Annotated in this window: 23 protein-coding genes; 5 read left to right on the top strand and 18 right to left on the bottom strand. The window is 65.1% G+C overall.

What is annotated here, in order from left to right; translation table 11 throughout:
* Positions 1-170 precede the first annotated feature (170 nt).
* The 3 genes from fabA (at position 171) to fabI (ending at position 2,891) form a co-directional block, all read left to right on the top strand.
* Entirely contained in the window at positions 171-692 is a 522-nt protein-coding gene (gene fabA, locus ABIA40_RS29960; RefSeq protein WP_157285969.1) for a bifunctional 3-hydroxydecanoyl-ACP dehydratase/trans-2-decenoyl-ACP isomerase, read from the top strand.
* A gap of 39 nt (positions 693-731) precedes the next feature.
* Positions 732-1,955, top strand: a complete 1,224-nt coding sequence (gene fabB / locus ABIA40_RS29955) for a beta-ketoacyl-ACP synthase I (RefSeq protein ID WP_128265148.1) — start codon at positions 732-734, stop codon at positions 1,953-1,955.
* Between the two features lie 138 nt (positions 1,956-2,093).
* Positions 2,094-2,891 carry an enoyl-ACP reductase FabI gene (gene fabI / locus ABIA40_RS29950; protein ID WP_271543481.1) on the top strand — a complete coding sequence of 266 codons (798 nt, stop codon included), beginning with the start codon at positions 2,094-2,096 and terminating at the stop codon, positions 2,889-2,891.
* Between the two features lie 129 nt (positions 2,892-3,020).
* On the opposite strand, the gene ABIA40_RS29945 is transcribed toward fabI, so the two are convergent.
* From ABIA40_RS29945 to ABIA40_RS29930, 4 genes are read right to left on the bottom strand one after another with little or no spacing between them, the layout of a single operon-like run.
* Entirely contained in the window at positions 3,021-3,617 is a 597-nt protein-coding gene (locus ABIA40_RS29945) for a glutathione S-transferase family protein (protein WP_404544816.1), read from the bottom strand.
* A gap of 12 nt (positions 3,618-3,629) precedes the next feature.
* Positions 3,630-4,493 carry a hypothetical protein gene (locus tag ABIA40_RS29940; protein ID WP_404544814.1) on the bottom strand — a complete coding sequence of 288 codons (864 nt, stop codon included), beginning with the start codon at positions 4,491-4,493 and terminating at the stop codon, positions 3,630-3,632.
* A gap of 47 nt (positions 4,494-4,540) precedes the next feature.
* Positions 4,541-5,008, bottom strand: coding sequence for a GNAT family N-acetyltransferase (locus tag ABIA40_RS29935; RefSeq protein ID WP_271543486.1), 468 nt, complete (start codon positions 5,006-5,008; stop codon positions 4,541-4,543).
* 7 nt (positions 5,009-5,015) lie between these two features.
* Complete coding sequence (locus ABIA40_RS29930; RefSeq protein WP_271543488.1) at positions 5,016-5,942, bottom strand: hydrogen peroxide-inducible genes activator; 927 nt, start codon at positions 5,940-5,942, stop codon at positions 5,016-5,018.
* 114 nt (positions 5,943-6,056) lie between these two features.
* On the opposite strand from ABIA40_RS29930, the gene katG reads away from it, so the two are divergent.
* Entirely contained in the window at positions 6,057-8,222 is a 2,166-nt protein-coding gene (katG, locus tag ABIA40_RS29925; RefSeq protein ID WP_404544812.1) for a catalase/peroxidase HPI, read from the top strand.
* A gap of 91 nt (positions 8,223-8,313) precedes the next feature.
* Here katG and ABIA40_RS29920 read toward each other — a convergent pair whose 3' ends face one another.
* The 9 genes from ABIA40_RS29920 to rimP all read right to left on the bottom strand — a co-directional run bounded on the left by ABIA40_RS29920 (position 8,314) and on the right by rimP (position 19,619).
* Positions 8,314-9,045 (bottom strand): superoxide dismutase, encoded by a 732-nt coding sequence (locus ABIA40_RS29920; RefSeq protein WP_271543491.1) that lies wholly within the window; start codon positions 9,043-9,045, stop codon positions 8,314-8,316.
* 203 nt (positions 9,046-9,248) lie between these two features.
* Positions 9,249-11,411: a polyribonucleotide nucleotidyltransferase gene (gene pnp / locus ABIA40_RS29915; RefSeq protein ID WP_036024490.1), complete on the bottom strand. Its 2,163-nt coding sequence runs from the start codon at positions 11,409-11,411 to the stop codon at positions 9,249-9,251.
* 379 nt (positions 11,412-11,790) lie between these two features.
* A complete protein-coding gene (gene rpsO / locus ABIA40_RS29910) occupies positions 11,791-12,060 on the bottom strand; it encodes a 30S ribosomal protein S15 (RefSeq protein ID WP_008540131.1) in 270 nt (89 codons plus the stop codon).
* Between the two features lie 2 nt (positions 12,061-12,062).
* Positions 12,063-13,181, bottom strand: a complete 1,119-nt coding sequence (gene truB / locus ABIA40_RS29905; protein ID WP_036009001.1) for a tRNA pseudouridine(55) synthase TruB — start codon at positions 13,179-13,181, stop codon at positions 12,063-12,065.
* Positions 13,178-13,609, bottom strand: coding sequence for a 30S ribosome-binding factor RbfA (gene rbfA / locus ABIA40_RS29900; RefSeq protein ID WP_271510559.1), 432 nt, complete (start codon positions 13,607-13,609; stop codon positions 13,178-13,180). The genes truB and rbfA overlap by 4 nt, the downstream gene beginning before the upstream one ends.
* Before the next feature lie 155 nt (positions 13,610-13,764).
* Positions 13,765-16,473, bottom strand: a complete 2,709-nt coding sequence (gene infB / locus ABIA40_RS29895; protein ID WP_157285962.1) for a translation initiation factor IF-2 — start codon at positions 16,471-16,473, stop codon at positions 13,765-13,767.
* Positions 16,474-16,543: 70 nt separating this feature from the next.
* Complete coding sequence (locus ABIA40_RS29890; protein WP_404544806.1) at positions 16,544-17,227, bottom strand: RNA-binding protein; 684 nt, start codon at positions 17,225-17,227, stop codon at positions 16,544-16,546.
* A gap of 23 nt (positions 17,228-17,250) precedes the next feature.
* Positions 17,251-18,861, bottom strand: coding sequence for a transcription termination factor NusA (gene nusA / locus ABIA40_RS29885; protein WP_036024506.1), 1,611 nt, complete (start codon positions 18,859-18,861; stop codon positions 17,251-17,253).
* 2 nt (positions 18,862-18,863) lie between these two features.
* Positions 18,864-19,619 carry a ribosome maturation factor RimP gene (gene rimP, locus ABIA40_RS29880; RefSeq protein ID WP_157285960.1) on the bottom strand — a complete coding sequence of 252 codons (756 nt, stop codon included), beginning with the start codon at positions 19,617-19,619 and terminating at the stop codon, positions 18,864-18,866.
* Positions 19,620-19,974: 355 nt separating this feature from the next.
* Between rimP and ABIA40_RS29875 the strand changes: the two genes are divergently transcribed.
* Entirely contained in the window at positions 19,975-21,057 is a 1,083-nt protein-coding gene (locus ABIA40_RS29875) for a DUF2336 domain-containing protein (RefSeq protein WP_404544802.1), read from the top strand.
* Positions 21,058-21,182: 125 nt separating this feature from the next.
* Here ABIA40_RS29875 and trmB read toward each other — a convergent pair whose 3' ends face one another.
* From trmB to ABIA40_RS29850, 5 genes are all read right to left on the bottom strand, one after another.
* Positions 21,183-21,896 carry a tRNA (guanosine(46)-N7)-methyltransferase TrmB gene (trmB, locus tag ABIA40_RS29870; protein ID WP_275500524.1) on the bottom strand — a complete coding sequence of 238 codons (714 nt, stop codon included), beginning with the start codon at positions 21,894-21,896 and terminating at the stop codon, positions 21,183-21,185.
* Entirely contained in the window at positions 21,893-23,050 is a 1,158-nt protein-coding gene (locus tag ABIA40_RS29865) for a M20 family metallopeptidase (RefSeq protein ID WP_404544801.1), read from the bottom strand. The genes trmB and ABIA40_RS29865 overlap by 4 nt, the downstream gene beginning before the upstream one ends.
* Positions 23,051-23,135: 85 nt before the next feature.
* Positions 23,136-23,549 carry a helix-turn-helix domain-containing protein gene (locus ABIA40_RS29860; RefSeq protein WP_018319423.1) on the bottom strand — a complete coding sequence of 138 codons (414 nt, stop codon included), beginning with the start codon at positions 23,547-23,549 and terminating at the stop codon, positions 23,136-23,138.
* Between the two features lie 219 nt (positions 23,550-23,768).
* Complete coding sequence (lnt, locus tag ABIA40_RS29855) at positions 23,769-25,382, bottom strand: apolipoprotein N-acyltransferase (RefSeq protein WP_404544798.1); 1,614 nt, start codon at positions 25,380-25,382, stop codon at positions 23,769-23,771.
* A complete protein-coding gene (locus ABIA40_RS29850; RefSeq protein ID WP_404544797.1) occupies positions 25,379-26,497 on the bottom strand; it encodes a hemolysin family protein in 1,119 nt (372 codons plus the stop codon). Before ABIA40_RS29850 ends, lnt begins: the two co-directional genes overlap by 4 nt.
* Position 26,498: the final 1 nt, after the last annotated feature.

Below are 26,498 nucleotides of genomic sequence, written 5' to 3'. Positions count from 1 at the left end.
CGCGCGGTTCCGCTTAGCCGATTTTGGCGCAGCCGGGCATGGAGGCCCGGTCGGCAATCCATGCGAAGCTTGCGCAAGTCGCGGCCGGCGGTGGCGATTGGCGGTCCGATCAGACGGGCCCATTTTCGCCAGGAACGCCGCTCAATCGGGATTTGAACAGAGGCTCGTGAATGCTGAACAGGCGCAACGGTTACGACTACGAAGATCTGCTGGCCTGTGCCCGCGGCGAGATGTTCGGCCCAGGCAACGCCCAGCTGCCGCTGCCGCCGATGCTGATGTTCGACCGCATCACTGACATCAACGACAATGGCGGTGAGTTCGGCAAGGGTCTGGTGCGCGCCGAGCTCGACGTGAAACCCGACCTCTGGTTCTTCGGCTGCCATTTCAAGAACGATCCGGTCATGCCCGGCTGCCTCGGACTCGATGCGCTGTGGCAGATGGTCGGCTTCTACCTCGGCTGGAGCGGGGGCGAAGGCCGCGGTCGCGCGCTCGGTTTGAACGAGCTGAAATTCAGCGGCCAGGTGCTGACCGAGGCCCGCAAGGTTGTGTACAACGTCGACATCAAGCGGGTGATGCGGGCAAAGCTCGTGCTCGGTATCGCCGACGGGTGGCTTTCGGTCGATGACCAGATTATCTATCGCGCCAAGGATCTGAAGGTCGGCCTGTTCAAGCAGGGCACGAGCCTGGGCTGAGCGCATCACCACGAAGACAACGATTGAGGCGAGGCTGTCATGAGGCGGGTTGTGGTCACCGGAATGGGCATCGTCTCGTCCATCGGAAACAACACCCAGGAAGTGCTTGCGAGCCTTCACGAGGCGAAGTCGGGCATTTCGCGGGCTGAGAAATATGCCGAGCTCGGCTTCCGTTCGCAGGTTCAAGGCGAGCCGTCGCTCGATCCCTCGACGGTCGTCGACCGCCGCGCGATGCGCTTCCTCGGCCAGGGCGCGGCGTGGAATCACATCGCCATGGAGCAGGCGATCCAGGATTCCGGCCTGACGCCCGACGAAGTCTCCAACATCCGGACCGGCATCATCATGGGCTCCGGCGGTCCGTCGGCGCGCACCATCGTCGAAGCCGCCGACATCACCCGCTCCAAGGGACCGAAGCGCGTCGGCCCGTTTGCGGTGCCGAAGGCGATGTCCTCCACGGCGTCCGCGACGCTCGCGACCTGGTTCAAGATCAAGGGCGTGAACTATTCGATCTCCTCGGCCTGCGCGACCTCGAACCATTGCGTCGGCAATGCCTATGAGACCATCCAGATCGGCAAGCAGGACGTCATCTTCGCCGGCGGCTGCGAGGAGCTGGACTGGTCGCTGTCGGTGCTGTTCGACGCCATGGGCGCGATGTCCTCGAAGTACAACGACACGCCGGCGACGGCCTCGCGTCCCTACGATCTCAATCGCGACGGTTTCGTCATCGCCGGCGGCGCCGGCGTGCTGGTGCTGGAAGAGCTCGAGCATGCCAAGGCGCGCGGCGCGCGCATCTATGGCGAGGTCGTCGGCTATGGCGCGACCTCTGATGGCCACGACATGGTGGCGCCGTCGGGAGAAGGCGCCGAGCGCTGCATGCGCATGGCGATGTCGACGGTGAAAACCAAGGTCGACTACATCAACCCGCACGCGACCTCGACGCCGGCCGGCGACCCGCCGGAGATCGAGGCGATCCGAAAAGTGTTCGGCGTCGGCGAGAAGTGCCCGCCGATCTCGGCGACCAAGGCACTGACCGGCCACTCCCTCGGCGCCACCGGCGTGCAGGAAGCGATCTATTCGCTGCTGATGATGAACAACGGTTTCATCTGCGAGAGCGCGCACATCCAGGAGCTCGATCCCGTGTTCGCCGACATGCCGATCGTGCGCAAGCGCATCGACAACGCCAAGATCGGCACGGTGCTGTCGAACTCGTTCGGCTTCGGCGGCACCAACGCGACCCTGGTGTTCAGCCGGCTGGATGCGTGATTTCAGCGACGCTGTCGTGCCCCGCGAAGGCGGGGCATCCAGTACGCCGTGCCCTCACGACTACCACGACTGTCTCGGAATACTGGATCGCCCGCCTGCGCGGGCGATGACGTCGGAATGATAAGGAGCCGCGAGGCAATGGAAGGTCTGATGAAAGGCAAGCGCGGTTTGATCATGGGCATTGCCAATGATCATTCCATCGCCTGGGGCATGGCGAGGACGCTGCATGCCCACGGCGCCGAGCTTGCCTTCACCTTCCAGGGCGAGGCGCTCGGCAAGCGCGTCAAGCCGCTGGCAGAGCAGCTCGGCGTCGATCTGGTGCTGCCTTGCGACGTCGAGGACATCGCCAGCGTCGATGCCACCTTCGCGGTGCTCCGCGAAAAGTGGGGCGGGCTCGACTTCGTGATCCATGCGATCGGCTTTGCCGACAAGAACGAGCTGAAGGGCCGCTACGCCGACACCAGCCGCGAGAATTTTTCGCGCACCATGGTGATCTCCTGTTTCTCGTTCACGGAGGTCGCAAAGCGCGCCGCCGAGCTGATGACGGAAGGCGGCAGCATGATCACGCTGACCTTCGGCGCCTCGGAGCGCGCGATGCCGAACTACAACGTGATGGGCGTGGCCAAGGCGGCGCTGGAGGCTTCCGTGCGCTATCTCGCCGCTGATTTCGGACCGCGCGGCATCCGCGTCAATGCGATCTCCGCCGGCCCCATCCGCACCCTCGCCGGCTCCGGTATCGGTGAGGCGCGCGCAATGTTCGCCTTCATGCAGAAGCACGCGCCGCTCCGCCGCGGCGTCACGCTCGACGAGCTCGGCGGCTCGGCGCTGTATCTGCTGTCGGATCTGTCCGGCGGCGTGACCGGCGAGATCCATTATGTGGATTCGGGCTACAACGTCATCCTGATGCCGCGGCCGGATGATTTGAAGTCGGAATAGGATGCTTTCGTAGCTCTTGTAGGGTGGGCAAAGGCGCGCCCTTCGCGCCGTGCCCACGAGCTCTCAAGGATCGCGACGCAAGGTGGTGGGCACGCTTCGCTTTGCCCACCCTACAAATCCTGAGCTTGTCTATCCCGCCGCGATCTTCTCCGCGCGCTGGAACGCCGGCCGCGCCGTGCAGCGCGCGAGGTAAGCATCGAACGCGGGGCGCGACGGCACCATCTTGAACAGGCGTATCGCGAAATTCAGGCCGGCGCCGATCACGACGTCGGCGGCGGAAAATTCCTCGCCGAGAATCCACGGACCCTTTTCGAGCGCGGCTTCCAGCACGTCGAACACCTGCGTGGCGCTGCCCCAGGCCGCCGTCGAGGTCGGGATCTCGATCTTGGTGAAGATCTGGGTGATGGCCGGCTCGATGCAGCCCGGAGAGAAGAACAGCCATTGCAAGTAGCGCGCGCGGCGCGGGTCGGTCACGGCGGGTGCGAGCTTGGTCTCGGGATAGCGGTCTGCGATGTAGGCGCAGATCGCCGCGGCTTCGGCGAGCGCGGCATCGCCGTCGGTCAGCGCCGGCACCTTGCCCATCGGGCTGATCTTCAGATAGTCCGGCGCCTTCTGCGCGCCGGTCGAGATGTCGGTCAGCACGCGCTCATAGGGCAGGCCGCTCTCCTCCATCAGCCAGAGCGTCGTGAACGAGCGCGAGCGGGGCGACCAATAGAGCTTGATCATGGCGGGGAACCTTCATTGCTGGAGCAGCTGAGGTAGCGTCTTGTCGAGACTCGTCGTCAGCAGCGTGCGGACACCATCGCGCAGCGCGTGGTTGCCCGCCACCTCGTTGGCAGACGCCGGAAAGGCCGTCTCATCCAATTCCTTGTTGGGGCCGCTGATCGGGTTGATCCCGATCAAGCGTGACATCATGGGTTCGGCATCCGTTGACGCCGCGCCTTTCTTGACGACCTCGAACGACTGTCCGTCGTACACGGTGATATAGGTCAGCGCGAACAGGAACGTGCGTCGCTTGATGGGATTGCCCCACTTCACGATGCCAAATCCCTCGACAGATTGGTTCGTGTTGCTGAAGCCGTTCTGGAATCTCTCGACCAGGACATAGAGCTGACATTTGGTGCCTGCCGCGCTCTGCTGAACGAATTCCTGTCGCTCCTGGTTTCGTCTCAGCATCGGCGATCCGGATCCACCGGCCTGCGCCCAGGCGCTCGGCGAATAAGCGAGGCGCTTGACGGATTTGCCGGACGCGGCCGCGCGAACCCGCGACATGACGATGTCATCAAGTCTCCAACCATCGATCGCGACGGGCGCGTACTCGTTGCCAAACATGGTGAAGCCAACCTGCTGAACACCGAACCGGTTGCCGACGACGGAAATAAGGCCAATCCCGCACGGTCCTGCATCCGCAGCGGCAGGCTGTTTGGAGCTCGAGGGGGCTTTCGGCGTGGCGCTCTTGGCTGGCCGAGCCGGTGATGGAGCGGATTGGGCCGCCGCGCCTGCGATGAGCCCGAACAGAAAGATCGTAGTCAAGCAGATGCGAAACATGGGACGGCTGATGCGGGTTGCGGCTTCCGGTATATTCTCGTCGACGAGAGACATCTACTAGTGCGGGCCGATTGCAACCGCAAGGTGAAGACCCGCTCGTCCTACCCGCCGCCTGGCCGTGGCCGGTTCCACCGGTAACACTTCATCACGAACCCGTTCGACGGCTCGATCTCTTCCTTCTCGAGCACAAAGCCTTCGCGTTCGTACCAGCGCCAGGCCTTTTCGTTCTCGCGGACGCAGCGCAGATACATCTCGTCGGGCATTTGCGTGCGCGTGAAGGCGAGCAGCTTCCGCCCGAGGGATTGCCCCTGATAGGCGGGCGCGACGAACAGCATGTCGAGATAGAGCTTTGGCAGATGCAGCGCCAGCATCGCGGCGATCGTGCCGCGATCGTCGGCGACGAACAGGCTCCAGCCGTTCTCGATCTCGCGCCGTATGCGCGCCCGCAGGTTCGCCAGCAGGAAGTCGCTGGCTTCGGCGAGCCCGGTCGAGACCCAGCTCTCCATCCAGACGCGCCCGATCTCGTCGTACTCATCCGCGCGGGCGGGGCGGATGACCGGATGCGACATCCGCCGATCAAGCCTTCTGGCTGCGCAGGGATTGCCGCGCGCGCACCTTGCCGGCCGACAGGCACACCACCTCGGAAATCTGCAGCAGCTGCCGCGCCAACGGGCTGGTCTTGCGCCAGACCATGCCGATGGTGCGCGACGGCTCGGGGTCGCGGAAGCGCGCCAGCGAGACCGAGGCGGACCGCGTCTCCACCGGCACCGCCATCTCCGGGATCAGGGTGACGCCGATGCCGGCGCTGACCATCTGCACCAGCGTCGACAGCGAGTTCGCATCCAGCATCTCGCGCGGCGGCGCGGCCTGCATGTTGCAGAACGACAGCGCCTGGTCGCGGAAACAGTGCCCCTCCTCGAGCAGCAGAAGCCGCATCTCGCGCATCATCTCGCGTGACGGCACCGGTGTGCCTTCATCGGCGCCCGGCCGCACCAGCAGAAATTTCTCCTCGAACAGCGCGACCTCGGTGAGCGAGGGCTCCGACACCGGCAGCGCCACGATGGCGGTGTCGAGCCGTCCTTCCACCAGTTCCTGGATCAGCCGCGGCGTCATGGTCTCGCGCACGCGGATGTCGAGCTCCGGATGCATGCGCGTGAGATTCTTGGTGATCTTGGGCAGCAGGTAGGGTGCGATGGTCGGGATCATGCCGATGCGCAGGCGGCCGGCGAAGCGGTCTTGCGAAGCGCGCGCAAAATCGCCGAGCTCGTCGACCGAGCGCAGGATGTCGCGGACCCGTTGCGCCAGCTCCTCGCCGAACCGGGTCAGCGCGACCTGGCGGGCGCTGCGCTCCAGCAGCAGGCCGCCCAGCGCCTCCTCCAGCTCCTTGATCTGCATTGACAGGGCCGGCTGCGAGATCGAGCAGGACTCGGCCGCGCGGCCGAAATGGCCGTGACGGGCCAGCGCGTCGAAATACCGGAGCTGGCGCAGCGTCAGATTTATCATCAGAAAATCCTATCGCAGCGATCACTAAAGTCAACTTCCCCTGATAGGACGCTGCGCTTAGAGTGGTTCTACCTGGTCAAGGGCGCGAGTTCGACGCCGCCAGAGGAGGTATTCATGGACGACACTTCGAAGTGCCCGTTTTCGGGCGGAAAACCCACGCGCACAAACCGCGATTGGTGGCCGACGCAGCTCAACATCGAGGTGCTGCACAAGAATTCGGACAAGTCCGATCCGATGGACAAGGACTTCGATTATGCCAAGGAGTTCAAGTCACTCGACCTGAATGCGGTCATCAAGGACCTGACCGCCCTGATGACGGACTCGCAGGAATGGTGGCCCGCCGACTTCGGCCACTATGGCGGTCTCATGATCCGCATGGCCTGGCACAGCGCGGGCACCTACCGCACCACCGACGGCCGCGGTGGCGCCGGCGCCGGTCAGCAGCGTTTCGCCCCGCTCAACAGCTGGCCCGACAACGCCAACCTCGACAAGGCACGCCGTCTGCTGTGGCCGATCAAGCAGAAATACGGCCGCAAGATTTCCTGGGCCGATCTGATGGTGCTCGCCGGCAACGTCGCGCTGGAATCGATGGGCTTCAAGACGTTCGGCTTTGCGGGCGGCCGCGTCGACGTCTGGGAGCCGGAAGAACTCTATTGGGGTCCCGAAGGCACCTGGCTCGGCGATGAGCGCTACAGCGGCGAACGCCAGCTCGCCGAGCCGCTCGGCGCCGTGCAGATGGGCCTCATCTACGTCAATCCGGAAGGTCCGAACGGCAAGCCGGACCCGGTCGCCGCAGCCAAGGACATTCGCGAGACCTTCGCCCGCATGGCGATGAATGACGAAGAGACCGTCGCGCTGATCGCCGGCGGCCACAGCTTCGGCAAGACCCATGGCGCCGGCGATCCCTCGCTGGTCGGTCCGGAGCCGGAAGCCGGCGCGCTGGAAGATCAGGGCCTCGGCTGGAAGAGCAAGCACGCCACGGGCCACTCGGGTGATGCGATCACCAGCGGTCTCGAGGTCACGTGGACGAAGACGCCGACGAAGTGGAGCAACAACTTCTTCGAGAACCTGTTCAACTTCGAATGGGAGCTGACCAAGAGCCCGGGCGGCGCCAACCAGTGGGTGGCCAAGAACGCGGAGGCGATCATCCCCGATGCTTTCGACAAGTCGAAGAAGCATCGGCCGACCATGCTGACGACGGACCTCTCGCTGCGCTTCGATCCCGCCTACGAGAAGATCTCGCGTCGCTTCCTGGAGAACCCGGATCAGTTCGCGGACGCCTTCGCCCGCGCTTGGTTCAAGCTCACCCATCGCGACATGGGTCCGATCCAGCGCTATCTCGGCCCGCTGGTGCCGAAGGAGACGCTGATCTGGCAGGATCCGATTCCGGCCGTGAACCACGAGGTGGTCGGCGAGCAGGACATCGCCTCGCTGAAGACCAAGATCCTGGCTTCGGGCCTGACGGTGCCGGAACTGGTCTCAACGGCCTGGGCCTCGGCCTCGACGTTCCGCGGCTCGGACAAGCGCGGCGGCGCCAACGGCGCGCGCATCCGGCTTGCCCCGCAGAAGGATTGGGAGGTCAACGAGCCGGCTCAGCTCGCCAAGGTGCTCGGCAAGCTCGAAGCGATCCAGAAGGACTTCAACGCGTCATCCGGCGCGAAGAAGGTCTCGCTCGCCGACCTGATCGTGCTCGGCGGCACCGCCGCGGTCGAGAAGGCCGCCAAGGACGCCGGCGTCGAGGTCAAGGTCGGCTTCACGCCGGGCCGCATGGACGCCTCGCAGGAGCAGACGGACGCGGCCTCGTTCGCACCGCTGGAGCCGCGCGCCGATGGCTTCCGCAACTACATCGGCAAGCGGCATCAGTTCATGCAGCAGGAGGAAGCTCTGGTCGATCGCGCGCAGCTGCTCAGACTCACAGGTCCCGAGATGACGGTTCTGGTCGGCGGCCTGCGTGTGCTCGGCGCCAACGCGAACGGTTCGAAGCACGGCGTGCTCACCACCAAGGTGGGAACGCTGAGCAACGACTTCTTCGTCAACCTGCTCGACATGAGCGCGCAGTGGACGGCCGCTGCCGATGGCACCTATGAGGCACGCGATCGCAAGACCAATGCGGTGAAGTGGACCGGCACCCGCGTCGATCTCATCTTCGGCGCACACTCCCAGCTTCGCGCCTTCGCCGAGGTCTATGCCACCTCGGACTCCAAGGAGAAGTTCGTCAAGGATTTCGCCAAGGCCTGGACCAAGGTGATGAACCTCGACCGCTACGACCTCGCGGCGTGAGGATGACACCTCTCCCGCTTGCGAGAGAGAGCGCAGTAGTCACGAGAAAGGGCGGCCGAGAGGCCGCCCTTTTTATGGTTTCCGATTGTGCTCACACGTCGAGTGTGCCGGCCTTCGCGGCAGCGTAGCGCTCGCCCACCGCCTTCCAGTTCACCGTGTTCCACCATGCCTTGAGATAGTCGGCGCGCCGGTTCTGGTAGTTCAGATAGTAGGCGTGCTCCCAGACGTCATTGCCGAGCAGCGCCCGCTTGCCGTCCATCATCGGATTGTCCTGGTTGGGTCGCGTTTCGATGGCGAGCTTGCCATCCTTGCTGACAGTCACGAACACCCAGCCCGAGCCGAAGACCCGTCCGCCGGCAGCGTTGAAGTCGGTTTGCAATTTCTCCATGCCACCGAGATCGCTGTCGATCGCGGCGAGCAGGGCGCCTTCCGGCTTGCCGCCGTTCGGTCCCATGATCTGCCAGAACATCGTGTGGTTGGCGTGGCCTCCCATGTTGTTGCGGACGCCGGTGCGGATCGCGTCGGGTACGGCGCCGAGATTGCCGAGCACCTCGCCGACCGGCTTTCCAGCGATCTGGGGATTGTCCTTCGCGAAATTGTTCAGGTTGGTAATGAACGCCTGGTGATGGCGGCCGTGATGAATCTCCATCGTCTTGGCATCGATATGCGGTTCCAGCGCATTCGCCGGATAGGCCAAAGGATCGAGCTTGAACGGCCCTGCGGACGCCGCGGCGGCTTGCGCAAACGCCATGCGCGGGGCAGCGGCAGCCGCGACGAGGCCGGTTGCAGTGAACATGAGGCGGCGCCGGGATATGGACGTCATTTGGTTCTCCTGTCTTGGGACGATCCGCTGATGAAGCGTACGGCGGTACGATAGTTACGCAACACCAGCCATTCCGGGTTTCGAACGCGGTCACTCCGACGCTGCGGCGGAAGCGCGCATGGCCTGCGATGATGCAGGCGGCACGGCAAAGAAAAAGGGCGGCCTCTCGGCCGCCCTTCGCGTTTCCGGACTGTCGCGAGGCCTTACTCGCCGGCGGCTTCGCGCGGGGCCTTCTCGCCCTCGCCGCCCTTGTCCTTGCCTTCGAGGTCTTCGCCCGTGGTCTGGTCGACCACCTTCATCGACAGGCGGGTCTTGCCGCGGTCGTCGAAGCCGAGCAGCTTGACCTTGACCTTGTCGCCTTCCTTGACGACGTCGGAGGTCTTCTGCACGCGGTTGGCCGCGAGCTGGCTGATGTGGACGAGACCATCCTTGGAACCGAAGAAGTTCACGAAGGCGCCGAACTCCATCACCTTGACGACAGTGCCGTCATAGATCTGGCCGACTTCCGGATCGGACGCGATCGACTTGATCCACTTGATCGCCGCCTTCATCGCCTCGCCGTCGCTGGAGGCGACCTTCACGGTGCCGTCATCCTCGATGTTGACCTTGGCGCCGGTCTTCTCGACGATCTCGCGGATCACCTTGCCGCCGGTACCGATCACTTCGCGGATCTTGTCGGTGGCGATCTTGAAGGTCTCGATGCGCGGCGCGTATTCGCCGAGCTCGGCGCGGGCCGCTGTGAGGGCCTTTGCCATCTCGCCGAGGATATGGATCCGGCCGTCCTTGGCCTGAGCCAGCGCGACCTTCATGATCTCTTCGGTGATGCCCTCGATCTTGATGTCCATCTGGAGCGAGGTGATGCCCGCTTCCGTGCCGGCGACCTTGAAGTCCATGTCGCCGAGATGGTCCTCGTCGCCGAGGATGTCCGAGAGAACCGCAAAGCGCTTGTCTTCGAGGATCAGGCCCATCGCGATGCCCGCGGTCGGCCGCTTCAGCGGCACGCCCGCATCCATCAGCGCCAGCGAGGCGCCGCAGACCGAAGCCATCGAGGACGAGCCGTTGGACTCGGTGATCTCCGACACCACGCGCGTGGTGTAGGGGAATTCATGGTGCGGCGGCAGCACCGGACGAATCGCGCGCCAGGCCAGCTTGCCGTGGCCGATCTCGCGGCGCTTGGTGCCGCCGAGGCGGCCGGTCTCGCCGACCGAATAGGGCGGGAAGTTGTAGTGCAGCAGGAACGTTTCCTTGTAGGTTCCGGACAGCGCGTCGATGTACTGCTCGTCCTCGCCGGTGCCGAGCGTGGTCACGACCATCGCCTGGGTCTCGCCGCGGGTGAACAACGCCGAGCCGTGGGCGCGGGGCAGCACGCCGACTTCGGCGACGATGTTGCGCACCGTCTTGCTGTCGCGGCCGTCGATGCGCTTGCCAGTGTCGAGGATGTTCCAGCGAACGATCTTGGCCTCGAGCTCCTTGAACACGCCGGCGACACGGAGCTTGTCGTATTTCGGCTCCTGGCCCTCCGGGAAGTAGTGGGCCATCACCTTTTCCTTGGCGACACCGACGGCGGCATAACGCTCCTGCTTGATCGGAATCGCGTAGGCGGCGCGCAGCTCCTGCTCGACCAGGCCGAGCATCTCCTTCTCGAGCGCGGCGTTGTCGATGACGGTGACTTCGCGCGGCTCCTTGGCGGCCTTCTCGGCGAGCTCGATGATCGCGTTGATGACCGGCTGGAAGTGGCGGTGACCGAACATCACCGCGCCGAGCATGATGTCTTCGTTCAGTTCCTTGGCTTCCGATTCCACCATCAGCACGGCGTCGGCAGTGCCGGCGACGACGAGGTCGAGCTGGGTGTCGACCATCTCGTCGAGCGTCGGGTTGAGAATGAACTCGTCATTGGCGAAGCCGACGCGGGCCGCGCCGATCGGGCCCTTGAACGGCACGCCGGACAGCGTCAGCGCCGCGGAGGCCGCGACCATCGCCACGACGTCGGGATCGTTCTCCATGTCGTGCGACAGCACGGTGACGATCACCTGGGTCTCGTTGCGCCAACCGTCGACGAATAGCGGGCGTATCGGTCGGTCGATCAGGCGGGAGACCAGCGTCTCCTTCTCGGTCGGACGGCCCTCGCGCTTGAAATAGCCGCCGGGAATGCGGCCCGCAGCGTAGGCCTTTTCCTGGTAATCGACCGTCAGCGGCAGGAAGTCGACGCCTTCGCGCGGCGCCTTCGCCGCGACGACGGTGGCGAGCACCACGGTCTCGCCATAGGTGGCGACGACGGCGCCGTCGGCCTGGCGGGCGATCTTGCCGGTTTCGAGCTTGAGTGGGCGTCCGCCCCAGTCGATTTCGACTGAATGCTTATTGAACATAGAGGTCTTCTTTCATGGGTTCTCGAAAGAAGGGACGGCTCTCGAAAAACAAAAACCATGCGCAAGATTGCGGGACGCTGATCGGAGCGGATGATCAGCGTCCTGCGATCCTGCCATGGTTTTTGGATGTCGGATGGCGTCCATCCTTTCGGGTCATACGGGCGCCTTGCCCGTTGTGCCCAGCCGCCGGATTGCTGCTGGACTGTCAGTCGGCACGAATGCGAACACCGAACCGCGGTCTTCGCCGTTCATGCTCGGATGCCGGCCGCCAACGACCTGCATCCGACGTGCGCGCAACCTCGATCAAAAAGCTTAAAACAAGCGCTTTCGTTCGAAACCACGCGCGAAAACGCGCGCCGGTGGCGCGCGCAAAGAACTCTTAACGACGAATATTGTGCTTCTCGAGCAGCGCCTTGTACCGCGCCTCGTCCTTCTTCTTGAGATAGTCGAGGAGCGAGCGGCGGGTCGAGACCAGCTTCAAGAGGCCGCGACGCGAATGGTTGTCCTTCACGTGGGTCTTGAAATGGTTGGTGAGGTTGTTGATGCGTTCCGACAGGATCGCGACCTGAACCTCGGGCGAGCCGGTGTCGCCGGCCTTGGTGGCATTCGTCTTGATGACTTCCGCTTTGCGTTCTGCGGCAATCGACATCGTCAATTTCTCTCGTTGCGACCGGGGCTGGCAGTCAGGCCGGTCAGGTTGAACACACGCTTGGGGATGATTTCGCCATTGCCAACTTCGGCAAGCGCCAAAAGACGGCCTGCCACCGTGACATAGACTGTGCCGCTACAAGTGGGCGCATCCCGTCCGCGCAACAAAACGGCCTGGCCCCGATGGAGCCTTGCCGCATCAGCCCGAGTGACGGCCAGTGCCGGGATGTCGTCCAGCGCGGTCTCAACGGGCAAAAGCGCGTCGGCGAGGCTGCCCTCGCCGGACGCGGCTCTATCGCACAAAGCCTCCAACTGATCCAGCGGAATCATGTCGTTTTCGCCAAATGGGCCGACCAGGGTCCGCCGCAGCGCGCAAATATGGCCGTAAGTGCCGAGAATCCGGCCCATATCGCGGGCGAGCGCCCGGACATAGGTGCCCTTGCCGCATTCGGCCTCGAACACGGCCCGGTCGTTATCTGGTTGATCGACAAGGGTTAAATGGTGAATCTCGACCGGGCGGGGGGCCAGTTCCACGACTTCGCCGTCGCGGGCGAGATCATAGGCGCGCTCGCCCTGGACCTTGATCGCCGAATAGCGCGGCGGGATCTGCTCGATCACCCCGGTGAAGCGGGGCAGCAGCGCCAGGATCGCCTCCCGGCTCGGGCGCTGGTCCGAGGTCGCGGTCACCCGGCCCTCGATGTCGTCGGTGTCGCGCTCCTCGCCCCAGCAGACCGTGAAGCGGTAGCGCTTGCGGCCGTCCATCACGAAGGGGACGGTCTTGGTGGCTTCCCCGAGTGCGATCGGCAAGCCGCCCGAGGCGAGCGGATCGAGCGTGCCGGCGTGTCCGGCGCGCTTGGCGTTGAACAGGCGCTTGAGCACGGCGACCGCCTGCGTCGAGGTCATGCCGATCGGCTTGTCGAGCACGACCCAGCCATGGACGTCGCGGCGGTCGCGGCGGACCTGGTTGCCCTTCTGCTGCTTGGCCCGCGGATCGTTGTTGACGCGGCGCGGCTCCTGATGCGGCTGCGAATTGCCGCCCATCTCCGCGAAATCGTTGGTCTGCGCGTCGCGCTGATCGGTGTCGTTGCCGCCGATCGTGCCGTGAGCGGGGTCCATGGTCATTGCTCTTCTTCCCGATCCGAATCCGGATCCTGTTCCAAATCCTTCTGCACCGCAGGCGTTCGCAAAAGCTTCTCGATCCGTTCCGCTTCGTCGAATCGTTCGTCGACGCGGAAGCGAATGTCAGGTGCAAATTTCAGGTTAACGCGCCGCGCGACCTCGCCGCGCAAGAACTTCTTGTTGCGCTCGAGCGCAGCGATGACGATCTCGGTGTCGCGGCCACCGAGCGGCATCACGTAGACCGTCGCGAGCTTCAGGTCGGGCGACATCCGTACCTCCGGCACGGTGATGATGTGACCTTCGAGGTCGGCATCATGCACATTGCCTTGCGCCAGAATATCGGCCATCGCGTGGCGAACCTGCTCGCCGACGCGCAACTGACGCTGCGAGCCGCCGGGCGCGGAACTCTTCTTCTGATGATGCCGTGGCATTATTCGAATATCACCTCGTCATGCCCGCATCTGGGACACGGGCATTGTCATTTGTCCTGTTGAAACGAAGAGGGGTGGATGGCCGGAAAAATCCGGCCATCGCACTCCCGCAATCTCAGTTCAAAAAGATCCGAACGCTTCGGTAAGATTTGGACTTACAGGGAGCGCTGGATCGTCTCCACGCGATAACACTCGATCACGTCACCGGCACGCATGTCGTGGTAGTTCTCGAAGGCCATGCCGCATTCCTGGCCGGACTGGACTTCCTTCACTTCGTCCTTGAAGCGCTTCAGCGTCGACAGCTTGCCTTCGTGCACGACGACGTTGTCGCGGATCAGGCGCACATTGGCGCCGCGTTCCACGGTGCCGTCGGTGACGCGGCAGCCGGCGACCTTGCCGACCTTGGAGATGTTGAAGATCTCCAGGATCTCGGCATTGCCCAGCATGGTTTCGCGCAAGGTCGGCGCGAGCAGACCGCTCATCGCCTTCTTCACGTCGTCCACGAGGTCGTAGATGATGTTGTAGTAGCGGATCTCGATGCCATTGCGCTTGGCGGCCGCAGCGGCCTCCTTGTTGGCGCGAACCGAGAAGCCGATGATCGCGGCGTTGAAGCCTTCGGCCAGCGTCACGTCGGATTCCGAGATGCCGCCAACGCCGGCATGCAGGATGCGGGCGGCGACCTCGTCGGTGCCGAGCTTCTCCAGCGAGCCGAGGATGGCTTCCAGCGAACCCTGCACGTCGGCCTTGACGATCAGCGGGAATTCCTTGCGGCCCGCCGTCTTCAATTGCGACATCATCTGCTCGAGCGAGCCGCGCATGCCGGAGATCGAGGCTGCCGCGTTCTCGCGCTTCTGGTGCGCGCGGTAACTGGTGACCTGGCGGGCGCGGGCTTCGTTCTCGACCACCGCGAGACGATCGCCAGCCTCGGGCGGGCCGTTGAAGCCGAGCACCTCGACCGGCACCGAGGGGCCGGCCTCCTGCACGGTCTCGCCCTGATCGGAGATCAGCGCGCGGACGCGGCCCATTTCGGCACCGGCGACGATGATGTCGCCGACGCGAAGCGTGCCGCGCTGCACCAGCACGGTCGCGACCGGACCACGGCCGCGATCGAGCTTGGCCTCGATCACGGTGCCTTCGGCCGGACGCTCCGAATTGGTCTTGAGGTCGAGGATTTCGGCCTGCAGCGCGATCATCTCGAGCAGCTTGTCGAGATTGGTCTTGTTCTTGGCGGACACCTCGACGTCGACGACTTCGCCGCCGAAAGATTCCACCTGCACCTCGTGCTGGAGCAGCTCGGTGCGCACGCGCTCGGGCTTGGCATCGGGCTTGTCGATCTTGTTGATGGCAACGATGATCGGCACGCCGGCCGCCTTGGCGTGATTGATGGCTTCGACCGTCTGCGGCATCACGCCGTCATCGGCCGCGACCACCAGCACGACGATGTCAGTCACCTTGGCGCCGCGGGCGCGCATCGCGGTGAACGCGGCGTGGCCGGGCGTGTCGATGAAGGTGATCTTCTTGCCGGTTTCAGGCGATGTCACCTGATAGGCGCCGATGTGCTGGGTGATGCCGCCGGCTTCGCCGGAGACCACGTTGGCGTGACGGAGCGCGTCGAGCAGCGAAGTCTTGCCGTGGTCGACGTGGCCCATGACGGTCACCACGGGCGAACGGGTCTCGGTGTCGGTCGAATCGTCGGTAGCGTCGAACAGACCTTCTTCAACGTCGGAGGCGGCAACGCGCTTGACGGTGTGGCCGAGCTCTTCGGCAATCAGCTGCGCGGTGTCGGCGTCGATCACGTCGGTGATCTTGTGCATCGCGCCCTGCTTCATCAACATGCGGATGACGTCGACCGCGCGCTCGGACATGCGGTTGGCGAGTTCCTGGATGGTGATCGCTTCCGGAATGACCACTTCGCGGATGAGCTTTTCCTTGGGCTCATTCGAGGCGTGCCCCTTCAGGCGCTGGGTGCGGCGGCGGAACGAGGCGATCGAGCGCTCGCGCACCTCATCGGCATTGAGCGCGGTGACGACGGTCAGGCGGCCGCGCTCCTTCTGCGGGCCGGGCTTGTGGGTGGGCTTGGGGGCTACCACGGGACGCGCGGCGCCGCCGGGACCGCGACGGATCTGGCGCGGCGCCTCGTCGTCGTCAGCTTCGGCCGCAACGGCGGGGCCACGGCCAGCCGGTCCACCCGGACGCTGCGCGGTCGTGGTTGCAGGACGCGCCGTCGTGGTTCCCGGGCGCGCTGTGGTAGTGGTTCCAGGCCGGGACGCAGGCGCACCGGGGCGCGGTGCGGAAGCGGCGGGTGTTGCGGTCGCGGAGCGCGCGGCGGATGTCGGCTGCTCACCCTCGCCGAAACGCTTCTTGGCCTCGGTCTCGGCCTTGCGCTTGGCTTCGTCCTCGTGACGGTGGCGCTCTTCCTCGGCCTTGCGGCGGGATTCGGCGGCTTCGCGCTCGGCGCGCTCGGCAGCCTCACGGGCGGCGCGGCGCTGAGCCTCTTCCTCGGCCTGGCGGCGCTCCTCGACTTCGCGCAGCTTGGCGTCGGCCAGCGCGCTGGCACGGGCCGAACGCTCATCTTCGGTCAGCGTGCGAAGCACCACGCCGGAACCGGCGTTGCGCGGCGGGGGCGGAGCCGGACGCGGCGGCGCGGCGGGTGCGGCCGGCGCGGGCTTTGCCGTCACCTCGGGCGCGTGCGGCTCGGGTCCGTCGCCAATGCGGCGCTTGCCGCGCTTCTCGACCACGACCTGCTTGCTGCGGCCATGGCTGAAGCTCTGGCGCACGGTGCCCGTTTCGACGCGCGGCTTGAGCGATAGCGTCTTGCTCGGAACGCTCAGCTTCTTGTCGCCAGGGGTCTTGGTATCAACCATTCAGCAGTCCTAATCCTGATTTATCAGTGTTGTGCGTTGCCGCACCATCCAATCGGGTCGTCGTTGTCTCTCAGAAATCCTGGCCGGGTTTTTCGGCAGTCTTGTCGTCGTCCGCCATCCGGTATCGGACCAGGATCTGGCTACGTGACAGGAATGACTTGCTCGCCGGGCCCGCGAGCAGGGCAGCATGTATCACATTTGACCGGGTCAGTGCCAAATCCAATTCTACCGATTTCAGAGCGGTGACGACGGGAATCTGCGCCTTAGCACCGCGATTCCCGGCATTCTGACGCGCCAGCATGTCCAATTTGCGGATTCCGTCCGCGGCCCCGTCGCTGGCATGGATCAGGACCTCGACCGTGCCTTCCCGAAGGGCGCTTTCGACCTTGCCGAAACCGGCCACGACCTGGCCCGCCTTGGCGGCGATCCCAAGGGCTTCGGTCACGCTCCGGACCAGGAGCGCCTCGATGTCGGTGGGAAGCGTCTGAGGGATGCGCAGCTCGCGCTTGAAGGCCTTGCTAAATTGGTGACGCCGCACCGCTTCCGCAACCGTCTTGCGGGAGGCGGTGAGCCACATCCCGCGTCCGGGCAGCTTGCGCTTGATATCGGGAACTATTTGTCCGTCAGGCGATGCGACGAAGCGGATCAGCTCGTCAATCGGCCGGACCTCGCGGCTGACCGCGCACATGCGCATGGTCGCGGACCTTTCGGTCCGCGGCCCATGGTCAAGTTCGAGGTCGGAATCTGCAAGCATCCGGGCGACATTCTCCTTTGCCCTTAAGCCGGCTGATCTTCGGTCGCCTCGGCCTCCTCGGTGGGCTTGGCGAGATCGGCTTCGGTGATCCAGCCGGCCTTGACGCGGGCCTGCATGATCATCGCTTCGGCGTCGTCACGGGAGATGTCGATGCCGTCGAGCGCACCGGCGTGCTTGGTCGGCTCGCTGCCTTCCTTGCGCTCGGTCCAGCCGACCAGATCGTCGGTGGCGCAGCCGGCGAGGTCCTCGACGCTCTTGATGTCGTTCTCGCCGAACTTCACCAGCATCTTCGAGGTCACGCCGGGCACGTCCTTGAGCGCGTCCTCGACGCCGAGCTCCTTGCGCCTCGCCTCGAGCTCGGCTTCCTGCTGCTCCAGATATTCGCGGGCGCGATTCTGCAGCTCCTGCGCGGTCTCCTCGTCGAAGCCCTCGATGCCGGCGAGCTCCTTGACGTCCACCATCGCGAGCTCCTCGACCGAGGTGAAGCCCTCGGACGCCAGCAGCTGGCCGACCACTTCGTCGACGTTGAGCGATTCCATGAAGACGCGGGTCGAGTTCTCGAAGTCGGCCTGGCGGCGCTCCGATTCCTCCTGCTCGGTCAGGATGTCGATATCCCAGCCGGTGAGCTGCGAGGCCAGGCGCACGTTCTGGCCGCGGCGGCCGATCGCGAGCGAGAGCTGGTTGTTGGTGTCGGGCACCACGACCTCGATGCGCTCGCGGTCCTCGTCGATCACGACCTTGGAGACTTCCGCCGGCGCCAGCGCGTTGACCACGAAGGTCGCGATGTCGGGCGACCATGGAATGATGTCGATCTTCTCGCCCTGCAGCTCGTTGACCACCGCCTGCACGCGCGAGCCGCGCATGCCGACGCAGGCGCCGACCGGATCGACCGAGGAATCGCGGGAAATCACGCCGATTTTCGCACGCGAGCCCGGATCGCGGGCCACCGCCTTGATCTCGACGATGCCGTCATAGATCTCCGGCACTTCCTGCGCGAACAGCTTCGCCATGAACTGGGGATGGGTGCGGGAGAGGAAGATCTGCGGGCCTCTCGTCTCGCGGCGGACGTCGAAGATGTAGGCACGAACGCGGTCGCCATTGCGGAATACTTCGCGCGGCAGCATCTCGTCGCGGCGGATGATGGCTTCGCCGCGGCCGAGATCGACGATCACGCTGCCATATTCGACGCGCTTGACGACGCCGTTGACGATGTCGCCGATGCGGTCCTTGAATTCCTGGTACTGCCGGTCGCGCTCGGCCTCGCGCACCTTCTGCACGATGACCTGCTTGGCCGATTGCGCGGCGATGCGGCCATATTCCAGCGGCGGCAGGGTGTCGGCGATGGTGTCGCCGACCTGGGCGCCGGGATTGGCGCGCTGCGCGTCCACCAGCGAGATCTGGTTGGAATGATTCTCGACCTTGTCGACCACCAGCATGTGGCGCGACAGCCGCAGCTCGCCCTTCTTCGGGTCGATCTCGGCATGAACGTCAGTCTCGCTGCCGTAACGGGCGCGCGCCGCCTTGGCGATGGCGTCCTCCATCGCCGCGATGACGATGCCGCGGTCGATCGACTTCTCGCGTGCGACGGCGTCGGCGATCTGAAGCAATTCGAGTCGGTTGGCGCTGACTGCCATGGCTAGTCTCCTTGGTCAGGCTCGATCTCGCCGCGCCGCGCGCGTTCGGCGGCAAGGCGATGTTTCTTCGTGTTGGTCGGGGCCGGCTTCTTCTTCGGCTTGGTGTTCTTGGTGATCTTCTCGCTGATTCTGGCGTGCGGCGCCTGCGGCGGCTCGAGACCGAGATTGCGCCGCATCTCGCGCGCCTCGGCCTTGCCGCGGCGCATGGATTCGGCGATCAGCTCGTCGGTCAGCACCAGCCGGGCATCGCCGATATCCTCCATGGTCAGGAGAACGTCGGCATCGTCGCCGGCCTTGGCATCGTCGCGATGCAGATGCACGCGGTCGCCCTCGACGGCGCCGAGCGTGCCGCGGAAGCGCTTGCGCCCCTCATGCGCGACCGCCATCTCGATCTTCACCAGGTGCCCGGAATAGCGCTCGAAATCGGAGCGGCGCACCAGCGGGCGGTCGATTCCCGGCGAGGAGATCTCGAGGCGATAGGCGCGGTCGATGGGATCGGCGACGTCGAGCACGGGCGACAGGGCCCGCGAGATCGCCTCGCAATCCTCGATCTGCATCGAGCCGTCCGGCCGCTCGGCCATGATCTGCACGGTGCAGCCGGCCTCGCCGGAAATGCGGATCCGGACCAGGCGGTAGCCCATGCCCTGGAGCACGGGAGCTGCCACCGCGGACACCCGTGCCGCGACCCCGGGCTCGACCACGAGCCGCGGCTCGGCCAGCAATTCGGCATCCGTGGAACCAGGGTTCGGTTCGGTCATGTCCAGGGTCAGAGCGCTCGATGGTTAAGGCTTGGTTACGATTTCAAAGCCCGCTTCGGAACTTTCCCGACGACGCGTCGGGCGCATCTCCCGCCGAGCCGCGTTCAGGTAATAAAAAAGAGCGGGTCCTTGCGGGCCCACTCTCACTACGCGGATCGTATGAGAAGATGAATTGGCGCTGATATAGCGCTTTCTTAACCCCCGGACAAGGCCCATTGCAGCGGGAACGGGGCCTTTTTGCGCCCGTCGGACCCTGCGCAACGCTTCCTTCATCAAGCAGGCCTAGATTCCCCGATTGTGGGGCGGCTTGGACCAAGGGCGCACCCGCGGCGTGCCCCGTTCGAGTAGCGTTTTCATGACCGTTGCCACGTCGCTCATTCCTGGACTGGACGATATCGTCAAGCGCGGCGATCCGCGCCGCCGCGGCGAGATCGCGCGTGCCATCTCCCAATTGTTCTTCCGGGATGCGGACAAGCTCCGCCCCGAGTTGATCGATCTGTTCGACAATCTCCTGATCGATCTCGTGCCCCATGCCGAACTGGCATCGCGCGTCGATCTGTCCGAGCGCTTCTCGCGCCTGAACAACGCGCCGCCGCACCTCGTCAATCAGCTCGCGCGCGAAAACGAGATCGCGGTCGCCGGCCCCGTGCTGCGCCGCTCACCCGTGCTCGACGACGCGGCTCTGGTCGAGATCGCGCGCTTGAAGGGCCAGGGTCATCTGCTGGCGATGACCGAGCGTCCCGCTTTGTCGCCCGTCGTCACCGACGTGCTGGTTGAGCGCGGCGATCGCGACGTGGTGCGCCGTGCCGCAGCCAATGCCGGTGCAGTGTTCTCGCCCGGGAGCTATTCCGAGCTGATCAAGCGCGCGGCGCAGGACGGGGTGCTGACGCTGAGGATCGGCCAGCGCAACGACCTTTCCGGGGAGCACCTGAAGCATCTGCTCGACGGGACGCTCGACGTCATCCGCCGTCGCCTCTCCACCGTGGTCAATCCCGCGCGCCAGGCCGAGATCAAGCGCGCGATGGCGGCGATCGAGGAGGCGGCGCTGCCGCCGGGCCCGCGCCGCGATTTCTCCGCGGCACAGCACACCGTGCTGACCTTGCACCGCGGAGGCCATCTCGGCGAGAGCGCGCTGCTCGGTTTCGCCAAGGCGAACAAATACGAGGAATCGGTCGCCGCGCTATCGGCGATGTCGGGCGTTCGCCTCCAGGTCCTCGACCGCCTGATCGCGGGCGACCGCTACGATCCGCTGCTGATCCTGGGCCGCGTGCTGAACCTCGGCTGGCCCACGGTGCGCGCGCTGATCCTGCTCTGGTACGGTTCGAACCGCACGCCGGCCGATGCCGACATCGAGGCCGCCCGCGTGAATTTCACGCGCCTGATGCCGACGACCGCCGAACGCGTCGTGAATTTCTGGCGCAACCGGCAGACGATCTAGCGTCCCACTCCGTCATTGCGAGCGAACCGAAGCAATCCAGAACTCGTTCCGCGAAAACGCTCTGGATTGCTTCGTCGCCAGCGCAAATTGCCTTGCAATTTGTCGCGGGCTCCTCGCAATGACGGCTAACCCACCCGCCTGAACCGCAGATAGGCCGCCTTGCGTCCCTCGCGCGCGGCCTTTCGGCCGTAGCGCGTCATCGTGTAGCCCGGCCATGGAAGACGGAAATCGTCGGCGCGTTCGGCAAGCCAGACGAAGTCCTGCGAGCGCGCAAGATGCGACAGTGTCCAGGCGCAGTAATCGTCGATGTCGCAGACGAAGCGGAATTCGCCGTTCGGCTTGAGCACGCGCGCCATCACCGCAATGGTGCGGTCCTGGACGAAGCGCCGCTTCCAGTGTCGTCGCTTCGGCCAGGGATCGGGATGGATCAGGTCGATGCGCGACAGCGACTCCTTGGGAAGCCAGGCCAAGAGCTCGGCGGCATCGCCCGCGAACAGGCGGATGTTGCCGATGTTGGCCGCCTCGATCTGCGCGAGGATCTTGGCCATGCCGTTGACATAGGGCTCGCAGCCGATGAAGCCGGTGGCGGGGAAGTTCTGCGCCTCGGCCGCGAGATGCTCGCCGCCGCCGAAGCCGATCTCGAGCCTGACGTCGTCGGCTGCGGGATCGAAGATGTCGCGCGCGTCCGCCGGCGCCTGACCGTCGATATCGAGGGCAAGATGCGGCAGCAGTTGCTCGATCAAGCCGGCCTGGTGTTGCCTCAGCTTGTGACCCTTGCGGCGCCCGAAGAAGGCGCGCTCGCTGTCGTCGCGGTCGGGGCTTGATTTACGTTCGCTCATCGCAGCGTCTGATAAAGCCGATGGAGCAGCCGCGCGCGCGGTGCGAGCGAGGAGACATAGAGCTGCTCATAATGGGTGTGTGCGCCCTTGCCGTCGACGCCGAGCCCGTCGAGGGTTGCGGTGTGCGGGGCGGTGAAATTGCCGTCCGAGCCGCCGCCGGTGTGGGTGTCGATCAGCTCGAAGCCGATCTCGCCGGCGATCGTCCTGGCATGCTCGTACAGCGCGGCGCCTGCATTGCTCTTCTCGTAAGGCGGACGGTTGAGCTCGCCGGTGACCGTGACGGTGACGCCATCGGTCTTCGAGGTCAAAGAGAGAATCTTGCCGACGAACTCGTCCGCGTCCTTCAGGCTCACGACGCGCAGATCGACTTCGGCATAGGCCTCCTCGGGCGTGACGTTGGGGCGCGTGCCGCCGCGCACCACGCCGACATTGACGGTCACGCCGCGCGCAAGATCGTTCATTCCTTCCAGCGCCAGGATGACGTTGCCGAGTTCGCGGACGGCGCTGCGGCCGTCTTCGGGCCGCGAGCCGGCATGCGCGGGCACGCCCTTGATGAATACCCGGAAGCGTCCGACGCCCTTGCGCCCGGTGACGATCTTGCCGCCGTCGCGCGCCGGCTCGGTCACCAGCACGTATTTGGCCTTGCGTCCTTCCTGCTCGATCAGCGCACGCGAGGTCGGGCTGCCGATCTCCTCGTCGGACGTGAACAGATGCGTGATGCCGAGCGGCGAGCGATCGCCCGTCGCGCAAAGCGCGCGGAAGGCGTGGTGGGCAATGTAGGCGCCGCCCTTCATGTCGTAGATGCCCGGACCGAACGCGACGTCGCCTTCGACCTTGAACGGCAGGCGCTCGATGAAGCCGATGGGATGGACGGTATCGAGATGGCTCAGCACCAGGATGCCCGGTCGATCCTGCCCCCAATTCGTGCGCGCCACGAGATGATCGCCGCAGCCGTCCACGCCCGCGATGCGCTCGAGCGTGACGGGCAGGTCGCCGTATTGCTCCGCGACCACGGAGACCAGCTTGTTGACCTGTTCAGGTGCTTCCGTCGGCGTCTCGATCTCCACCCAGCGGCGGATGCCATCGAGAATAGTTTGTGAATCGAACCAATTGGAGCCGGTCATGGACGCATCTGTGCCTTTGAATCGCATCATCGAAGCGGACGCGCATCAAAGCGCGGTCGTAAATGACGACATAGGCCAGATTTGATGCAGTCTCAAATCGCGGGGGGCATGAGCTTTAACGCTTGTCCGGACCTTCGCGGGCCGCAATCTGCTCGACGAGATCGACGATCGAGCGGCGCATCTTCGAATCAGTGATTCGCGTGAACGCCTTGGTCAAAGCGAGCCCTTCGGAGGTGGCGAGAAAGTCCGAGACGTAAGAGGGCGAGGCGCCTTCGCTGAAGCCATCCGGACCCGGCACGCCGCTCGGGCCGCCCTCGAACAGGAAGGACACCGGCACCTGCAGAATCTCCGCGATCTGCTGGATGCGGCTTGCGCCAACCCGGTTGGTGCCCTTCTCGTACTTCTGAATCTGCTGGAAAGTCAGGCCCAAAGCTTCACCGAGCTTCTCCTGGCTCATGCCCAACATGATGCGGCGCATGCGCACGCGACTGCCGACATATTTGTCAACAGGGTTGGGCGCTTTCGACATTTCCTCAGCCCTCCAAACACCACCTTCGGCGCAATGATCAAGCATGCCTCGGGTGCAGCACCGTCAAAATCAAACCCTGTTATTGGGAAACATTGCGGAGAAATTTAGCAATGCACCGCCATCTTTCGCAGCCGGTGCAGAATGGGGAGCCCGCGTGCAGTCTGTCAACCGTGGGACTACGGTTGTCAAAGGATTCCGGCCGCTGCGGCGGCGGTGCGATCAGGGCTGGCGTTTGCCTATTCGTCGGCGGACCGCCAGCAGCACGGCCACCGCGACGAGCATGATTGCGGGCACATCACCCACCCGTGCATAAACGGTCGGTGGGATCGCGGCCGGCAGGTTTGCGTCCAAAATGCCTTCGAGGCCGAGTCCTAGGCTCGCGACGGTGCGGCCGACCGGATCGATCACTGCGGAGATGCCGGTATTGGCCGAGCGGACCAGCGGCAATCCGAGCTCGATCGCGCGCATTCGCGACTGCTCCAGGTGCTGGTAGGGACCGGTCGAGATGCCGAACCAGCCGTCATTGGTCAGGTTCACGATCCAGCCCGGACGTTCGTTGCGCACAGCCACTTCGTCGGGAAAGATCGCCTCGTAGCAGATCAGCGGCAACGCGGGCGGCGCGCCGGCAACGGGGAGCGCATGCCGCACGGTGCCTGGAATGAAGCCGCCGCGCACACGCGTCAGTTGCTCGAAACCGAGCTTCTCCATCAACGACTGGTACGGAAGAAATTCTCCGAACGGTACCAGATGCAGCTTGTCGTAGACGGCGAGCACGCTGCCGTCGTGATCGATCACGTAGATCGAGTTGTAGGCGCGCGTGATCGGCGTGCCCCGCGGCACATCGGGCGCGCGGACCGATCCCGTGATCAGCACCGTGCCCTTCGGCAACAGATCGGCGATTTGCGCCATCGCGTCGGCTTCGCGGGTCAGGAAGAACGGAAAGGCGGATTCCGGCCAGATCAGGATGGTGGCATCGCGCACGCCGGTCGATTGCGGGCCGGAGGCGCGGTCCGACAGCGCAAGGTACTTCTTCATCACCTCCGGCTTGGCGGCATAGTTGAATTTCTCGTCCTGCTGCAGGTTGGGCTGCATCAGGCGCAGCTTGGGGCCGGATACGATCGTGGTCGGATGCAGCGACAGGCGGATTGCGCCAAAGATGCTCATGACAAGCAGGAGCGCGACGGCCGCGGCCGGCACCCGCCGTTGCAGGCGCCGATCCGGCGTGCGGTCGATCAGCGTCGCCGGGCTCGCGAAGATCGCAATCGTCAGGAACGTCATGCCCCACAGGCCGATCAGCGAGGCCGTCTGCGCCAGCGGCAATGGCTCGGACAGCGCATAGCCGAACGTGTTCCAGGGGAAGCCGGTCAGCGCATGGCCGCGCAGCCATTCGCTGATGGTGAGGCTCGCTGCGAGCGCCAGCACGCGCGTGGCGTTCTTGCTCCAGAGCAGGCGCGCCAGCGCAAAGCCGATCGCCGTGAAGATCGAAAGATAGGCCGGCAGGCCCAGCACCGCGAACGGCGTCAGCCAGGCGAATGTGTCGGCTTCGACGAAGAAGGCGTAGCCGATCCAGTAAAGGCCGGGCACGAAATAGCCGAGCCCGAACCAGTAGCCGGTCAAGGCGGCGGCGGGCACGCCGCCATAGCGGCCGCCCCCGGCGCCGTCGATCAGCCAGACCAGCACCGGGAAGGTGACGAACAGCACCGGAAAGAGGTTGAACGGCGCCAGCGCCAGCACCGACAAGGCTCCGGCCGCCATGGCGACGACTGCGCGCTGCCATCCCCAGGTGAGGATGATGGCGAGCGCAATTTGCCGGAGGCGCTGCGATGGGCTCACTGCGAGGCGGCCCCGTCGCGCGGCGGCGATGTCGGCGTGTCGCTGGCCGGCGTTTGTCCGCTCTCCGGCGTGGCTTCACGCCGCCGGCTCTCGCGCTGGGTGCGGGGCGCCGGGCGTTCCTTCCGCGTCGCGATGCGCAGCCGCTTGACGCGGCGCGGATCGGCATCGAGCACCTCGACCTCGTAATTGCCGGGGCCCGAGATCACCTCGCCGCGCACCGGCAGGCGCCCGACGAAGCTGACGAGATAGCCGCCCAGCGTCTCCACCTCCTCGCCTGCCTCGCCGGTGACGAAATCCTCGCCGATCACCGAGCGGACGTCGTCGAGGCTGGCGCGGGCGTCGGCAATGAAGGCGTTGTCGGGCAGGCGCACGATCGAGGGCGGCTCGTCGCTGTCGTGCTCGTCGTCGATCTCGCCGACGATCTGCTCGACGATGTCCTCGATCGAGACCAGCCCGTCGCTGCCGCCATATTCGTCGACCACCAGCGCCAGATGGATGCGCGAGGCCTGCATCTGCGCGAGCAGGTCGATCGCCCGCATCGACGGCGGTACGTAGAGCAGCTTGCGGATGATGTGCGCCTCGTGAAGCGGCAGCGCGAGATCGACCGCGCGCAAATCGAGCCCGGCCGGCAGCGGCTTCTTGCGCTTGGTCTTGGTGGCTTCCGACACGCGGGCGCGCGCGGTCATGAAGGCGAGCAAATCGCGGATGTGGACGATGCCGACGGGATCGTCGAGCGTCTCGTTGAAGACGACGAGGCGCGAATGGCCGGCGCTCTCGAAGCGGTCCATCAATTCCCCGAGCGGGATGTCGCGCTTGACCGCGACGATGTCGGCGCGATGCACCATGACGTCGGCGATGCGACGCTCGTGCAGGCTGAGGATGTTGCGCAGCATGGTGCGCTCGACCGCGGAGAAGCCGGTGTCGTCGGGCGTCGAGGCGTCGAGCACGACCTGGAGGTCGTCGCGCACCGACCCCGCCTTCCAGCCGAACAGCGTGCGGATGGCGCGCAGCAGCCAGCTTTCGGCACTCGGGCGCAGCACCTCGCCCGGCGTCACCACAACCGGCAAATTGGCCGTGGTGCGGGGATTGTCGTGGGTAGGCTCGGAATCCGGCATC

This window comes from Bradyrhizobium sp. USDA 223 (assembly GCF_044909005.1).
GTDB classification, from domain to species: Bacteria; Pseudomonadota; Alphaproteobacteria; order Rhizobiales; family Xanthobacteraceae; genus Bradyrhizobium; species Bradyrhizobium yuanmingense.
This window is presented reverse-complemented; position numbering and strand designations above follow the sequence as displayed.

What these genes read in the sequence shown, in the direction of transcription:
- fabA (WP_157285969.1), top strand. Translation starts at nt 171, where the DNA reads ATGCTGAACAGGCGCAACGGTTACGACTACGAAGATCTGCTGGCCTGT.
- fabB (WP_128265148.1), top strand. Translation starts at nt 732, where the DNA reads ATGAGGCGGGTTGTGGTCACCGGAATGGGCATCGTCTCGTCCATCGGA.
- fabI (WP_271543481.1), top strand. Translation starts at nt 2,094, where the DNA reads ATGGAAGGTCTGATGAAAGGCAAGCGCGGTTTGATCATGGGCATTGCC.
- ABIA40_RS29945 (WP_404544816.1), bottom strand. Translation starts at nt 3,617, where the DNA reads ATGATCAAGCTCTATTGGTCGCCCCGCTCGCGCTCGTTCACGACGCTC.
- ABIA40_RS29940 (WP_404544814.1), bottom strand. Translation starts at nt 4,493, where the DNA reads ATGTCTCTCGTCGACGAGAATATACCGGAAGCCGCAACCCGCATCAGC.
- ABIA40_RS29935 (WP_271543486.1), bottom strand. Translation starts at nt 5,008, where the DNA reads ATGTCGCATCCGGTCATCCGCCCCGCCCGCGCGGATGAGTACGACGAG.
- ABIA40_RS29930 (WP_271543488.1), bottom strand. Translation starts at nt 5,942, where the DNA reads ATGATAAATCTGACGCTGCGCCAGCTCCGGTATTTCGACGCGCTGGCC.
- katG (WP_404544812.1), top strand. Translation starts at nt 6,057, where the DNA reads ATGGACGACACTTCGAAGTGCCCGTTTTCGGGCGGAAAACCCACGCGC.
- ABIA40_RS29920 (WP_271543491.1), bottom strand. Translation starts at nt 9,045, where the DNA reads ATGACGTCCATATCCCGGCGCCGCCTCATGTTCACTGCAACCGGCCTC.
- pnp (WP_036024490.1), bottom strand. Translation starts at nt 11,411, where the DNA reads ATGTTCAATAAGCATTCAGTCGAAATCGACTGGGGCGGACGCCCACTC.
- rpsO (WP_008540131.1), bottom strand. Translation starts at nt 12,060, where the DNA reads ATGTCGATTGCCGCAGAACGCAAAGCGGAAGTCATCAAGACGAATGCC.
- truB (WP_036009001.1), bottom strand. Translation starts at nt 13,181, where the DNA reads ATGACCATGGACCCCGCTCACGGCACGATCGGCGGCAACGACACCGAT.
- rbfA (WP_271510559.1), bottom strand. Translation starts at nt 13,609, where the DNA reads ATGCCACGGCATCATCAGAAGAAGAGTTCCGCGCCCGGCGGCTCGCAG.
- infB (WP_157285962.1), bottom strand. Translation starts at nt 16,473, where the DNA reads ATGGTTGATACCAAGACCCCTGGCGACAAGAAGCTGAGCGTTCCGAGC.
- ABIA40_RS29890 (WP_404544806.1), bottom strand. Translation starts at nt 17,227, where the DNA reads ATGCTTGCAGATTCCGACCTCGAACTTGACCATGGGCCGCGGACCGAA.
- nusA (WP_036024506.1), bottom strand. Translation starts at nt 18,861, where the DNA reads ATGGCAGTCAGCGCCAACCGACTCGAATTGCTTCAGATCGCCGACGCC.
- rimP (WP_157285960.1), bottom strand. Translation starts at nt 19,619, where the DNA reads ATGACCGAACCGAACCCTGGTTCCACGGATGCCGAATTGCTGGCCGAG.
- ABIA40_RS29875 (WP_404544802.1), top strand. Translation starts at nt 19,975, where the DNA reads ATGACCGTTGCCACGTCGCTCATTCCTGGACTGGACGATATCGTCAAG.
- trmB (WP_275500524.1), bottom strand. Translation starts at nt 21,896, where the DNA reads ATGAGCGAACGTAAATCAAGCCCCGACCGCGACGACAGCGAGCGCGCC.
- ABIA40_RS29865 (WP_404544801.1), bottom strand. Translation starts at nt 23,050, where the DNA reads ATGATGCGATTCAAAGGCACAGATGCGTCCATGACCGGCTCCAATTGG.
- ABIA40_RS29860 (WP_018319423.1), bottom strand. Translation starts at nt 23,549, where the DNA reads ATGTCGAAAGCGCCCAACCCTGTTGACAAATATGTCGGCAGTCGCGTG.
- ABIA40_RS29850 (WP_404544797.1), bottom strand. Translation starts at nt 26,497, where the DNA reads ATGCCGGATTCCGAGCCTACCCACGACAATCCCCGCACCACGGCCAAT.